Source organism: Hyphomicrobium sp. MC8b (assembly GCF_905067615.1).
Classification (GTDB): Bacteria; Pseudomonadota; Alphaproteobacteria; order Rhizobiales; family Hyphomicrobiaceae; genus Hyphomicrobium_B.
Genome location: NZ_LR898465.1, coordinates 397,501 through 410,038 on the forward strand (window position 1 = coordinate 397,501; position 12,538 = coordinate 410,038).

11 protein-coding genes and 2 rRNA genes are annotated in these 12,538 nt (G+C 57.8%); 7 read left to right on the plus strand and 6 right to left on the minus strand.

Annotated elements, in window-relative coordinates:
- Positions 1-378 precede the first annotated feature (378 nt).
- The 3 genes from ACLB1Z_RS01965 to ACLB1Z_RS01975 all read left to right on the plus strand — a co-directional run bounded on the left by ACLB1Z_RS01965 (position 379) and on the right by ACLB1Z_RS01975 (position 4,604).
- Positions 379-3,171 (plus strand): 23S ribosomal RNA (locus ACLB1Z_RS01965).
- A gap of 138 nt (positions 3,172-3,309) precedes the next feature.
- Positions 3,310-3,424 (plus strand): 5S ribosomal RNA (gene rrf / locus ACLB1Z_RS01970).
- A 217-nt stretch (positions 3,425-3,641) separates the two neighbouring features.
- Complete coding sequence (locus tag ACLB1Z_RS01975; RefSeq protein WP_409561805.1) at positions 3,642-4,604, plus strand: hypothetical protein; 963 nt, start codon at positions 3,642-3,644, stop codon at positions 4,602-4,604.
- 18 nt (positions 4,605-4,622) lie between these two features.
- Here the strand turns inward: ACLB1Z_RS01975 and ACLB1Z_RS01980 are convergent, their stop codons facing one another.
- The gene (locus ACLB1Z_RS01980; RefSeq protein WP_409561806.1) at positions 4,623-5,450 is read right to left on the minus strand and encodes a hypothetical protein; all 828 of its coding nucleotides are present in this window, start codon (positions 5,448-5,450) and stop codon (positions 4,623-4,625) included.
- A gap of 235 nt (positions 5,451-5,685) precedes the next feature.
- On the opposite strand from ACLB1Z_RS01980, the gene ACLB1Z_RS01985 reads away from it, so the two are divergent.
- Positions 5,686-6,069 carry a cupredoxin domain-containing protein gene (locus ACLB1Z_RS01985; protein ID WP_409561807.1) on the plus strand — a complete coding sequence of 128 codons (384 nt, stop codon included), beginning with the start codon at positions 5,686-5,688 and terminating at the stop codon, positions 6,067-6,069.
- Positions 6,070-6,075: 6 nt separating this feature from the next.
- Positions 6,076-6,903, plus strand: a complete 828-nt coding sequence (locus tag ACLB1Z_RS01990; RefSeq protein WP_409561808.1) for an FTR1 family protein — start codon at positions 6,076-6,078, stop codon at positions 6,901-6,903.
- Positions 6,904-6,944: 41 nt separating this feature from the next.
- Here ACLB1Z_RS01990 and ACLB1Z_RS01995 read toward each other — a convergent pair whose 3' ends face one another.
- Positions 6,945-7,415: a DUF1348 family protein gene (locus ACLB1Z_RS01995; protein ID WP_013950533.1), complete on the minus strand. Its 471-nt coding sequence runs from the start codon at positions 7,413-7,415 to the stop codon at positions 6,945-6,947.
- 116 nt (positions 7,416-7,531) lie between these two features.
- On the opposite strand from ACLB1Z_RS01995, the gene ACLB1Z_RS02000 reads away from it, so the two are divergent.
- The gene (locus ACLB1Z_RS02000; RefSeq protein WP_013950534.1) at positions 7,532-7,852 is read left to right on the plus strand and encodes a carboxymuconolactone decarboxylase family protein; all 321 of its coding nucleotides are present in this window, start codon (positions 7,532-7,534) and stop codon (positions 7,850-7,852) included.
- 33 nt (positions 7,853-7,885) lie between these two features.
- Here ACLB1Z_RS02000 and ubiB read toward each other — a convergent pair whose 3' ends face one another.
- From ubiB to ubiE, 3 genes are all read right to left on the minus strand, one after another.
- On the minus strand, positions 7,886-9,478 hold the full coding sequence (gene ubiB, locus ACLB1Z_RS02005; protein ID WP_409561809.1) for a 2-polyprenylphenol 6-hydroxylase: 1,593 nt from the start codon (positions 9,476-9,478) through the stop codon (positions 7,886-7,888).
- Between the two features lie 252 nt (positions 9,479-9,730).
- Entirely contained in the window at positions 9,731-10,024 is a 294-nt protein-coding gene (locus tag ACLB1Z_RS02010; RefSeq protein ID WP_409561810.1) for a hypothetical protein, read from the minus strand.
- A 128-nt stretch (positions 10,025-10,152) separates the two neighbouring features.
- Complete coding sequence (gene ubiE / locus ACLB1Z_RS02015; protein ID WP_409561811.1) at positions 10,153-10,929, minus strand: bifunctional demethylmenaquinone methyltransferase/2-methoxy-6-polyprenyl-1,4-benzoquinol methylase UbiE; 777 nt, start codon at positions 10,927-10,929, stop codon at positions 10,153-10,155.
- 79 nt (positions 10,930-11,008) lie between these two features.
- Between ubiE and mutM the strand changes: the two genes are divergently transcribed.
- The gene (mutM, locus tag ACLB1Z_RS02020; protein ID WP_409561812.1) at positions 11,009-11,887 is read left to right on the plus strand and encodes a bifunctional DNA-formamidopyrimidine glycosylase/DNA-(apurinic or apyrimidinic site) lyase; all 879 of its coding nucleotides are present in this window, start codon (positions 11,009-11,011) and stop codon (positions 11,885-11,887) included.
- Between the two features lie 7 nt (positions 11,888-11,894).
- Here the strand turns inward: mutM and ACLB1Z_RS02025 are convergent, their stop codons facing one another.
- Positions 11,895-12,527, minus strand: coding sequence for a hypothetical protein (locus tag ACLB1Z_RS02025; protein WP_409561813.1), 633 nt, complete (start codon positions 12,525-12,527; stop codon positions 11,895-11,897).
- Between the last annotated feature and the right edge of the window lie 11 nt (positions 12,528-12,538).

The window sequence follows — 12,538 nt, forward strand, 5'->3', positions numbered from 1 at the left end:
TGGCGACTCCGCTTCGCGGAGCCGGCCCCCAGCACAGACCTGCTGATGCATTCGTGATGTTTGAAGAGACAAAGGTTTCGCTCTGAGCATGGCTCGAGCGATTGAACACTAATTGACATCGTATAGAGGGACTAATGCCTGAGGCGCGTACCCCGCGCTATCTGCACAGATCTTGCTGCCTTCAGCAGCTTGTTCGGGTTTAGTCTGATTGACTTCTGGTTCGTTCACGCGGACCGCGCACTTCGGTGTGTGGCGAGCGTGATGCGAACCTGGTCTTTCTGGGCAATGCGCACAATACAAAGGGCTCGGATTTGTCACTCCTTCTTTGCCGAGGGAATAGTGATGGTCCGCCGCCTGGTGAGCATTGCAAATGAGAGCGATCAAGTGACTTAAGGGCATCTGGTGGATGCCTTGGCGGTAAGAGGCGATGAAGGACGTGGTACGCTGCGATATGCTTCGGGAAGGCGCGAACAGCCGTTGATCCGAAGATTTCCGAATGGGGAAACCCACCTTCGACATCTTGAAATTCGCACCCATGCAAATGGGTTCGGATTTCAGGGTGTCACAAGAAGGTATTTAGCCCTGAATACATAGGGGTTAAAAGCAAACCCAGGGAACTGAAACATCTCAGTACCTGGAGGAAAGGACATCAACCGAGACTCCGCGAGTAGTGGCGAGCGAAAGCGGACTAGGCCAGTGATAAAGCTAAGACAACTGGAACCATCTGGAAAGTTGGGCCTCAGCGGGTGACAGCCCCGTACAGGTAATGCAAGGCTTTATCCTCGAGTAGAACGGGACACGTGCAATCCTGTTTGAACATGGGGGGATCACCCTCCAAGCCTAAGTACTCCTTACCGACCGATAGTGCACCAGTACCGTGAGGGAAAGGTGAAAAGCACCCCGACGAGGGGAGTGAAATAGTACCTGAAACCGGATGCCTACAAACAGTCGGAGCCCGCAAGGGTGACGACGTACCTTTTGTATAATGGGTCTGCGACTTAGTCTGACGAGCAAGCTTAAGGCGATAGCTGTAGGCGTAGCGAAAGCGAGTCTGAACAGGGCGTTCAGTTCGTCGGATTAGACCCGAAACCTGTCGATCTATCCATGGTCAGGTTGAAAGTGGGGTAACACCCACTGGAGGACCGAACCGGTGTCTGTTGAAAAAGCCTCGGATGAACTGTGGATAGGGGTGAAAGGCCAATCAAGGCAGGAAATAGCTGGTTCTCCGCGAAATCTATTTAGGTAGAGCCTCGGACGAATACTCGAGGGGGTAGAGCACTACATGGGCTAGGGGCCCCTACAGGGTTACCAAACCTAAGTAAACTCCGAATACCTCGAAGTACTATCCGGGAGACACACGGCGGGTGCTAACGTCCGTCGTGAAGAGGGAAACAACCCTGATCGCCGTCTAAGGTCCCCAAATCACTGCTAAGTGTGAAAGGATGTGCGAACCCCATAACAACCAGGATGTTGGCTTAGAAGCAGCCATCATTTAAAGAAAGCGTAACAGCTCACTGGTCTAAACAAGGGTTCATGCGCCGAAAATGTAACGGGGCTAAAGCAGTGTACCGAAGACGCGGGTGTACAGCAATGTACGCGGTAGCGGAGCGTTCCGTAAGCCTGTGAAGGGAGACCCGTGAGGGCTCCTGGAGGTATCGGAAGTGCGAATGCAGACATGAGTAACGAAAGAAGTGTGAGAAACACTTCCTCCGAAAGTCCAAGGGTTCCTGCGTAAAGTTAATCTGCGCAGGGTTAGCCGGCCCCTAAGGCGAGGGCGAAAGCCGTAGTCGATGGGAACCACGTTAATATTCGTGGGCCAGTGGGTGTGTGACGGATGCAGCAAGTTGTTGAGGCTTATTGGATTGCCGAGGCAGCGAATGTGTCCCTGGAAATAGCCCCCACATAGACCGTACCCGAAACCGACACAGGTGGACTGGTAGAGAATACCAAGGAGCTTGAGCGAAGTGTGCTGAAGGAACTCGGCAAATTACCTGCGTAACTTCGGGAGAAGCAGGCTATCTCTTCGGGCAACCGGAGGGGTAGGGCACAAACTAGGGGGTGGCGACTGTTTACCTAAAACACAGGGCTATGCTAAGTCCAACGACGACGTATATGGCCTGACGCCTGCCCGGTGCTGGAAGGTTAAGAGGAGAGGTTCACGCCTTGAATCGAAGCCCCAGTAAACGGCGGCCGTAACTATAACGGTCCTAAGGTAGCGAAATTCCTTGTCGGGTAAGTTCCGACCTGCACGAATGGCGTAACGACTTCCCCACTGTCTCCAGCACACACTCAGTGAAATTGAATTCCCCGTGAAGATGCGGGGTTCCTGCGGTTAGACGGAAAGACCCCGTGCACCTTTACTGCAACTTTGCACTGGCAATCGTGACTGCTTGTGTAGGATAGGTGGTAGGCTATGAAACCTGGGCGCTAGCTCGGGTGGAGCCGAAATGTGAAATACCACCCTAGTGATTATGGTTGTCTAACCGCGGTCCGTTATCCGGATCCGGGACAGCGCATGGTGGGCAGTTTGACTGGGGCGGTCGCCTCCTAAATCGTAACGGAGGCGTGCGAAGGTGGGCTCAGGTTGGTCGGAAATCAACCGTCGAGTGCAATGGCATAAGCCCGCCTGACTGCGAGACTGACAAGTCGAGCAGAGTCGAAAGACGGCCATAGTGATCCGGTGGTTCTTTGTGAGAGGGCCATCGCTCAACGGATAAAAGGTACGCCGGGGATAACAGGCTGATGACGCCCAAGAGTCCATATCGACGGCGTCGTTTGGCACCTCGATGTCGGCTCATCACATCCTGGGGCTGGAGCAGGTCCCAAGGGTATGGCTGTTCGCCATTTAAAGTGGTACGTGAGCTGGGTTCAGAACGTCGCGAGACAGTTCGGTCCCTATCTGCCGTAGGTGTAGGAGAATTGAGAGGATCTGACCTTAGTACGAGAGGACCGGGTTGGACACACCTCTGGTGGACCTGTTGTCGTGCCAACGGCACAGCAGGGTAGCTATGTGTGGAAGGGATAACCGCTGAAGGCATCTAAGCGGGAAACCCACCTCAAAACGAGTTCTCCCTCGAGAGTCGTGGAAGACCACCACGTTGATAGGCCGGGTGTGGAAGCGCTGCAAGGCGTGTAGCTTACCGGTACTAATAACTCGATTGGCTTGATTGCTCTCATTTAGCAATGCTCATCGTTTGCCTGAAACCGCGAAACGGTTTCAAGCAGAGGCGCGCTCTCACGAGCGCCGAACGATGAGCGTAGGGCTCAGAAAAAAGACCAGAAACAGAAGTCATATGACGTCTCCGCCGACCTGGTGATTATGGCGGGGTGGCTGCACCCGATCCCATTCCGAACTCGGCCGTGAAACGCCCCTGCGCCGATGGTACTTCGTCTTAAGACGCGGGAGAGTAGGTCGTTGCCAGGTCTGCAGAGACGTCATGTGAATTTTCGAATAACGAAGTCAATCAGTGCCCTCTATCGAATTTAAGAACGCGCCGCTGTGCCTTGAGCCAGCGGCGCGTTTTTGCGTTTGAGCTTCACAAACTAATTCACGCCGCATCCGACGAATATGCTTTTGGGCAATTCGACTTTGCTTTTGCGGTGTCTCGGGGCGCCTGCGAAATTGGGGGGCGTCACACGATATGCTGCAATACATCTGGTCGAAGCTTTATGCGCAGTGGCTCCGATCTCAGCTTGTCAGACGTTTGCCTAAAATCGATCTGAAACACGGGATCGGCACGAACCTGATCCTCGGGATTGCGCGCAACTACAGCATTTCCGACTTGCGTCCGTTTGTCCGTTCAGCGCGAAAGTTTCATGACTGCCGGATCGTCCTGGTCATCAACAACGATCCGGAGCTCGGAAAAGCGCTCGATGCGGAGGGCGTCGACTGTGTCCTCGAAGATGTTTCATCGAGCCTCGGGCGGCCTCATATGAATTTTGCGCGCGTGACCGATTATGTCGCCGTGCTGCAAGCGCTCTCGGGGCAGGTCGAACGCGTATTTTTGGCCGACACGCGCGACGTCGTTTTCCAGGGCGATATTTTCGAAGCGCTGCCTGATGCCCCGATGATTTTTTTCGAAGAGGGCAAAGGTTTTTCTCTCGAATCCGCTGGCTGGAACGGCAATGCGATCCGGCGAACTTTTGGGCTGCCGGTCTACGATCAAATCAAACATCACGAAGTGATCTGCAGCGGCACCGTTCTGGGGCGGCACGGCGTCACGCTGATGTATTGCTGGGAGAAGCTTTTGCTTGGGCAAATGGTTCGCCGGCGTCATCACATGCGTTCAGGCGTCGATCAGGCGACGACTAACGTCATTGCGCGCGTCAATCTCGTGCCGTCGTCTGTCGTAATGCCATACGATGGAGCAGTCGCAACCCTCTCCGGACACAACACGAATTTTCTATCGGTCAAAGACGGACTGCTGGTGACAGCGCAAGGCGGTGTGCCGGCCGCGATCCATCAATACGATCGCAATCCTGCGGTCCGCGATTTTGTTTATGCGACGTATGACGGCCCAAAGAGCGGCAAAGCGGGCGATAACTCGAAAGATTCGACGCTGCAGAAAAAGCTTCGCGTCGCGTTCGGCCTGCAGGGACCGTAGTCGCGTGCGGTTTTGCGATCATTCGATCGCATTTTCTTTGCCGCCGCGGATTGCGACTTTGACACCGCATTTCTCCATCGGGAGCGCGGTCGATGTCCAGCGATCCTTCGTCACCGTTACGACATAGCGGCGGCAGTCGCGTCCCGCGCCCTGGACGAAATGCACGGTGAAGACCGCTAGTCCGGCTTTGCGTTTGTGCGGCCAGACGAACTCGCCGTTGTTCGGCACCGTTTTGATCGCTTTGCCGATCGCGTAAGCCGCGTTGCGATAATCCGTCGATGTCAGACGTGCGAGAACCGCGCGCGATAGATCAGGGTGCAAGCCGGCGGTTTCGGCCTTCTTGCGTAACGGATCGTTCGATGGCCGTGGCGGGGCATAGGCATCATATAGATGCGGTTTTGCTGGTGTTTTTGCATCCGCTTCGTCGTCGTTCGTATCGCCTGGTGCAGCGGCGACGGTGACCTCAGGCAGGGGCAGACTCGGCGGCGCGATCGCTGCAGGCGGCGGAACGGGAGTAGGAGGGGCAAGTGGCGTGTCGGCGGATGCGATCTCTTTCGTCGGCAATGGCACTGAGGGCGCTTGTTCTGACGTCGCCAACGACGATGCGATGCGTTCAAATTTCGAAGTCCATTCTTGTCGCGTCTCAGCATCGGTGGCGAAGGCGCATCCAACGGTGGCGGCGATAAGAAGGAAAAGATACGTATAGGGAACGATTTCCAGGCGTCGTGACGGTTGCGGGCAAACCGGCTCACCGGCGTAGAAGTCTTGCGACGCGAAATCAGCATCGCTTTCGGCGATCATGAACGAGGGAAATTCGTCAGCGGAATAAGACGCGCGGGCATACATTGGCCGATCCTCAAATCTTCCAGAGAATGTCGTTTCCCGCGCTGCATATGCACCGCACTGTCCTGGCCAAAAAATGGCAAGACGAAAAATGAGGGAATTTTCGGCATTTTCTCCAGTCCGTCCAACCAGTTCTGCCCAAGCCGAGATCAATGTTCTTGACTCTTCTAGTGGCGTTCGCTCAGTTGACGGCGGACCTGATCTCGGGACCTTGAATCCTGACCTATTAGGAGCAGAGATGAGTATTTCACGTTTCGCACGTGCCGTGCGTCATTCGTCATTTTCTTCCATTCTTCTTGGTTCTGTTCTCGCCGTCGGCGGTGTCGTGATGGGCGCCGTCGCTGCCCAGGCGGAGGATACGCACGAGGTCGAGATCTCAATCAAAGATCATAAGTTCGAGCCGGATGCGCTGAAGCTGCCGATCGGCAAGCCGATCAAGATCACGGTGAAGAACCTCGACGCGACGCCGGAAGAATTCGAAAGCCACGACCTCGGCTTCGAGAAGATCATTGCCGGCAACAGCTCAGCGGTCATTCGCGTGAAGCCGCTAAAGCCTGGCACCTACATGTTCTTCGGTGAATTTCACCAGGATAGCGCGCTCGGTCACGTCGTTGCGGAGTAGGCGGCGATGCTTGCGGCTCTCATCATTGTCTTTCGCGAAGTTCTCGAAGCGGGCCTGATCATCGGCGTGGTGCTCGCGGCATCGCGCGGCGTTCATAGCCGTAACGGTGCGGTATCGCTCGGAGTCCTCGCAGGGATCGCAGGCTCAATCATCGTTGCGATGTTTGCCTCGCGGATCTCAGACGCTTTCGACGGCCGCGGGCAGGAAATTTTTGTCGCGGCGATCCTGCTGTTTGCGGTCGTCATGCTCGGGTGGCACGTCGCCTGGATGGCGCATCATGCTCGCGAGATGACGCAGCAGTTGCGGCAGCTGGGCAGCGATGTTTCTGCCGGACGGCAATCGCTGTTTGCGCTCGGCGCGGCTGTTGCCGTGGCGGTCATGCGTGAAGGCAGCGAGGTCGTGCTGTTCATGACCGGCATCATCATGCAGGGCAAGGATACCGGTTTCGAACTTCTGATCGGATCGGGTATCGGGCTGCTGCTTGGCGCTGTCGTGTCGATGGTGCTTTATTTTGGGCTCGCGGCCATTCCGATCCGGCAGATGTTTGCGTTTACCGGCGTTCTCATCACATTGCTGGCTGCCGGGCTTGCAGCCTCCGCGGTCAAGCAGCTGTCGAATGCTGGCCTGTTGAATGCGTTCGATTCTACGGTCTGGGACAGCTCGTCCATTCTGTCGGAAAACAGTTGGCCGGGGCGGGTCTTGAGCATTCTGGTTGGTTACATGGACCGGCCGACGGGAATGCAGCTCATCGCGTATGTCGCAACGGCGGCTGCAATTTTCTCTTTGAGCTACATCTGGCGAGCGCCGGCGAAACCGGTCAGTCAGAGCGCATAGAAAAAAAGGCGCCCCTCGCGGCGCCTTTTTTATTTCATCGGCTAAAGACCAAGATCCGACAATCCCGGATGATCGTCGGGGCGGCGTCCGAGCGGCCAATGGAATTTTCTCTCGCTCTCGGAAATGCGCAGGTCGTTGATGCAAGCATAACGATGGTGCATCAGGCCGTCGGGGCCGAATTCCCAGTTTTCGTTGCCGTAGGCGCGGTACCACTGGTTGCTGTCGTCGCGATATTCATAAGCAAAGCGTACGGCGATGCGATCGCCGGTAAATGCCCAGAGTTCCTTGATGAGGCGATAGTCGAGTTCGCGGTTCCACTTCCGCGTCAGGAATTCGATGATCTGCTGACGGCCGACCGGAAACTCGGCGCGGTTTCGCCAAACGCTATCGACCGAATAGGCCAGCGCGACCTTCTGCGGATCGCGGCTATTCCAGCCGTCTTCGGCGCCGCGGACTTTCTGAATGGCGGTTTCGCGCGTGAAGGGCGGGAACGGCGGTCTGCTTTCAGACATTTTCGTCTCCTTCAAATTTGACAGTGGAGGGATTGCTTGACCCTGGACGCGAACGTCACGAGTCTCGGCGGCAGATCGAAATCGCTCGACGACACCTGCGGGAGGGAGCACCTACCATGTACGACATCGCCAATCTTTCGAATCTGCCTCATCTAAGAAATCTATCGTCGACGACGATGTCGGCGTTCGAAAACTTCGATCGCGCTGCCATGGCGGCGGGTGCCATTCCACGACGCTATAAGGAATTGATCGCGCTTGGCGTCGCCATCGCAACTCAGTGTCCGTACAGCCTCGAAGTCCATCGCACCAACGCAGAGAATGCCGGTGTGACGGAAGCAGAAATTGCGGAAGTCATTTATATCGCGGCGACGATGCGAGCAACGGCAGCTATCGCGCACGGAACCCATCTTGTCGGGCCGCGCAAAGCAACGCGATAATGTCTGCGCCGCTAATGAAGACTGTTGTCTGGCCTACAATACGCTGATCATTTTGATCATAATGACCGCTAGGCTGACGGCTGCGATCCAAAGTGCGATGTCGGCTGTCCGGCTGCGTCGCGAGCGCGATGCGATTTTATCGACGGTTTCATCGTCGAGACGAAGTCCCGCATTGGCCATTTGGGACATGCCGTTGATAGCCTGCGCAACATTCTGCAGAAGCGCCGGAGTCTTCATCAAGACATCGCCGATTGTTTCAACGCCACGGCCCGCTTCGCGCAAGCGGCCGAGAGGCGAGAGATTGGATTCCATCCATTCCTTCGCCACCGGTTCGGCGGCAACCCAGACGTTCAACGACGGATCGAGATCGCGCGCGACGCCTTCGACGATGACCATGCTTTTTTGCAGCAAGATCAGCTCTGGACGTGTCTGCATGTCGAAGACTTCGGTGTAGGCGAAGAGCTGGCCCAAAAGGTCGGCCATCGAAATTTCTTCTGCCGTGCGGCCTTGGATCGGTTCGCCGATGGCGCGCATCGCCTGGGCGAATTCTTCGACGCTGTGATGCGGGGGCACGTAGCCCGCTTCGAAGTGGATGGCGGCGGCGCGGTAGTAATCGCGCGTGATGAGGCCGTGCAGGATTTCTGCGAGGAAGCGGCGCTCGGGCAGACCCAAGCGGCCCATGATGCCGAAGTCGACGGCGACGACCTTGCCGTTGGCATCGACGAACAAATTCCCCTGATGCATATCGGCGTGAAAGAAACCGTCGCGCATGGCGTGACGAAGAAATGAGCGCAGCACGGTCATGCCGAGAGCGGCAGTGTCGAAGCCCTTGGCCTTGAGAACGTCGCGTTGTGCGATCGGCGTCCCGTCGATCCATTCGATCGTCAGAACGCGTTTGGCCGTGCGTTTCCAGTCGATATCGGGAACGCGGAAGCCTTCGTCCTCTTTGATGTTTGACGCCATCTCGGAGATGGCTGCGGCTTCGAGGCGCAAATCCATCTCGAGGTCGGTCGTGTGCTTCAGATTATCGACAACGGCAACCGGTTTCAGGCGGCGCGCGGGCGGATACATGCGTTCGATCATCCGCGCGGCGAAATAATAGCTGTCGAGGTCGCGATAGAAACGCTTCTCAATGTTCGGCCGCAGAATCTTGACGGCAACGGCCTTCTTCACGCCGTTGTCGAGGACATAGGCTTTGTGGACCTGGGCGATTGAAGCGGCAGCGACGGGCGGTCCGAATTCGACGAAATGATCTTCGAGCTTGCCGCCGAGCGCGCGTTCAACGGCTTCGCGAGCTTCCGCCATCGAGAACGGTTCGGCTTTGTCTTGAAGCTGGCGCAGATCTTCGGAAAGCTCAGGTCCGATGACGTCGGCGCGGGTGGCGAGAAACTGGCCGAGCTTCACATAGCTCGGACCGAGCTTCGCCAATGCCGTTGCGACGCGGGCGGATTGCGGCTCGCCTTTGCGGAAGGCCGATGCCACGAGCGTCACCGGCAATGTGGCGATGCGCGCAAGTTTCAGTGGCAGCGGTACCGGCATGCCCTTCGGAACGAAGCGGACGCCATATTGCGCAAGCACAAAACCGGCGCGCGCGAGTCGTAGGGAGTTAAGAAGCGCTCCGGGCATGGTGGTGATTTCGTCGTCCTGAATTCTCTGGGGGCGCAGGCCGTGGTTTCGCTCGGCCTCGGCACATTGCGCCGCAACCTCGTCGGGTCAAGTGTAGCCGCTTGGAGGGGTAAAAACGGTTAAGCCGGGACGGCATTCGTAACTGCCGCAGCCAGGGCCATTGCGGCTGGGACGCCATACAACTTGCGGACAAAAAAATAGCGCCCGGCGGATTGCCGCGGGCGCTACTTTCGAGCAAATGCTCAGCTCGACCTATAGCTTGCAGAACGTTGCGCGGCCGTGACAGGTGACCATGCCGCCGTTGGGGCTGCAGCGATACTTTTTGTTGACGACCTTGTAGCCGGCGACCTGGCCGTTCGCCAGGAAACCCGGCCAGAGACCCCAGCTGACGTTCTGGACCATCGTCTCCATCGCGAACCATTTCGCCGAATCGGCCGACGTTGACGTGGCGACTGCGCCCTTCGTCATGCAGCCAGCGTTCGCGACGCCGGCGCCCAGCGAAACAAGCGCCGCAGCAGCGACGCCGATCAATAGCTTCGATTTCATGAGTCCCACCTCCTCGAATAGAAGAAAGTCATTCCTTCGTCCCCGAGAGGGAAAGCTATGAATCGCTGCCGCCAGCGTCAATTGAACTTACGCTGAAGGGCAAAAAACGTAGTTCACGCTGTGGCCGATCAGATCTTCCAGCCGCCGTGAATCGCGGCGATGCCGCCGGTCAGGTTGCGATAGGCGACGCGCGAGAAACCAGCGTTACGAATCATGTCGGCGAAGGCTTCCTGCTTGGGGAAGCGGCGGATGCTTTCGACGAGATAGCGATAGGATTCCGAATCGCCCGCAGCCAGCTGCCCGAGACGCGGAATGACCTCAAACGAGTGGAAGTCGTAGGCGCGATCAAGCAACGGCACGCGGCATTCGGAAAATTCGAGACACAGGAATCGTCCGCCGGGCTTCAGCACGCGGTAGGCTTCGGCAAGCGCCTTGTCGATGTGGGTCACATTGCGAATGCCGAACGCAATCGTATAGGCGTCGAAGCTCGCGTTCTCGAAAGGCAACTCTTCGGCGTTGCCCTCGACGCAGGTGATGCGGTTCTCAAGTCCTGCGTCAGAGATGCGGCGGCGGCCGACGTCGAGCATCTCGGGGCTGATGTCGCAGATGACGGCGGTGGCGTTCGGCCCTGAATCTTTAGCGTAGCGGATGGAAATGTCGCCGGTGCCGCCGGCAACGTCCAAAAGCTTGAACGGCGTGGCACTGCGCGGCGCGTTCAGCATCGTGATGAGTTCGCGCTTCCAGAGGCGATGCAGGCCACCGGACATCAAGTCGTTCATCAGGTCGTAGCGATCGGCGACCGACGCGAAGACCTTGTTGACGAGTCCCTGGCGTTCGGCCTCGGACACGGTGCGGAAGCCGAACGACGCGGTGCTCTGGCTTGCGGTTTCTGAGTTTTGATCCATATCCGGGACCATAGCCGCTCGCGGGCGGCCGCGCTATCGTCGGCGCATCTCATCGTCAATTTCAGGTGACATTTCTCCTATGCCCGAACTCCCCGAGGTCGAAACCGTGAGGCGGGGGCTGGCGCCGGTGCTGGTCGGCAGCCGGGTTGCGCGGATTGATGCGCGGCGGCCGGATTTGCGTTTTCCGCTGCCGGAACGGTTCGGCGAGCGGTTGGCGGGGCAAGACATCGTCGGGCTGGAGCGGCGTGCGAAATATCTGATTGCGACGCTTTCGAGCGGTGAGGATCTCGTCATGCATCTGGGCATGACCGGGCGGTTTTCCGTCATCCATAAGGACTTCATCGACCGGCCGGGGGACTACATCCACGAGACGGGGCCTGATCCGGCGCACGATCACGTTGTGCTGCATCTCTCCGACGGCACGCAGGTGATCTACAACGATCCCAGGCGGTTCGGATTCATGGTCATGATGCCGCACGCGGAGCGGCCGGAGCATGCGCTGTTTCGCAAGCTCGGGGCGGAGCCGCTGAGCGATGAATTGACGGCCGAATATCTGGCGCGGCGAGCGCTGGGCAAGAAGGTCAATCTCAAAGCCTTTCTGATGGATCAGCATGTCGTGGCGGGGCTCGGCAACATCTACGCGTCCGAGGCGCTGTTTCAAGCGGTGCTATCGCCCGATCGTGTTGCGGCAACGTTGGCGAACCGTCGCGGAGGTATAGAGAAGGCCGAGAAGCTCGTCATCGCGATCAAGGATGTTCTGCAACGTGCCATTGCAGCGGGCGGTTCGACGCTGCGCGATTACCGCAGTGCCGACGGCAAGAAGGGAGCATTCCAAGAACGGTTTGCCGTTTACGACCGGGAAGGCGGCACGTGTCCGACTCCTGGATGCGGCGGCGAAATCCGTCGCGCGGTGCATGCCGGGCGCGCGACGTTTTATTGCCGGCGGTGTCAGCGCTGAAGTGGTGTCAGCTTGCCGTTGAGGTGGCTGAGCGCTCGCATAGTGCGGCGTTCGTCTTGATCAGGATGACACTGATGCACATCACGGCGAAGCCGCCGCCGAGGAAAAGCTGGTTCGCGGCCCAGTCACCTTTATGCGTGATGGCGAGTTTGCCGGCAGCTATCAGCCAGACAAGGCCGATGGCAATCAAGATCGCCTGATAGCCTGCGATTTTCGCCATGCGGTCGAGCGACGATGTTTGCGCGAGCGGGTCATTCGGGTTTGAAAGCCGCTTCAAGTAATAGCCGTAGGCGGCTGCAAAGAGCATGCAAGCCGTACCGTATTCCCAGCCGTGCTGCCAACGTACGTGCGTACCCAGATAGATGGCGTAGAACGCCACGCCACACCACAGGAATGCCAAGGCAATCAGAAAGACGTTCGCGCGCATCGCTTCGCGCTGCGTGGCAACGGCCGATCCGGTTGCCGGGCGCTGCCAGATCGGAGCATTCGTTCGCAGCGCGGCCATGACCATGACAGCTGAGAAAACCGCGGCGGCGACTGCCGAGTCCGCGATCTTCATCAGACGGCAGGCGAGATACATGGCGATGAGAGCTGCGGCGAGTGTCACTGCCAGCCAAGGCAGCGATGGGCGCAAGGTCATGGTGTCGGAAG

Coding starts and splice junctions, on each gene's coding strand:
- ubiB (WP_409561809.1), bottom strand. CDS start 9,478: ATGCCCGGAGCGCTTCTTAACTCCCTACGACTCGCGCGCGCCGGTTTT.
- ACLB1Z_RS02000 (WP_013950534.1), top strand. CDS start 7,532: ATGTACGACATCGCCAATCTTTCGAATCTGCCTCATCTAAGAAATCTA.
- ubiE (WP_409561811.1), bottom strand. CDS start 10,929: ATGGATCAAAACTCAGAAACCGCAAGCCAGAGCACCGCGTCGTTCGGC.
- ACLB1Z_RS01995 (WP_013950533.1), bottom strand. CDS start 7,415: ATGTCTGAAAGCAGACCGCCGTTCCCGCCCTTCACGCGCGAAACCGCC.
- ACLB1Z_RS02010 (WP_409561810.1), bottom strand. CDS start 10,024: ATGAAATCGAAGCTATTGATCGGCGTCGCTGCTGCGGCGCTTGTTTCG.
- ACLB1Z_RS01975 (WP_409561805.1), top strand. CDS start 3,642: ATGCTGCAATACATCTGGTCGAAGCTTTATGCGCAGTGGCTCCGATCT.
- mutM (WP_409561812.1), top strand. CDS start 11,009: ATGCCCGAACTCCCCGAGGTCGAAACCGTGAGGCGGGGGCTGGCGCCG.
- ACLB1Z_RS01990 (WP_409561808.1), top strand. CDS start 6,076: ATGCTTGCGGCTCTCATCATTGTCTTTCGCGAAGTTCTCGAAGCGGGC.
- ACLB1Z_RS01985 (WP_409561807.1), top strand. CDS start 5,686: ATGAGTATTTCACGTTTCGCACGTGCCGTGCGTCATTCGTCATTTTCT.
- ACLB1Z_RS02025 (WP_409561813.1), bottom strand. CDS start 12,527: ATGACCTTGCGCCCATCGCTGCCTTGGCTGGCAGTGACACTCGCCGCA.
- ACLB1Z_RS01980 (WP_409561806.1), bottom strand. CDS start 5,450: ATGTATGCCCGCGCGTCTTATTCCGCTGACGAATTTCCCTCGTTCATG.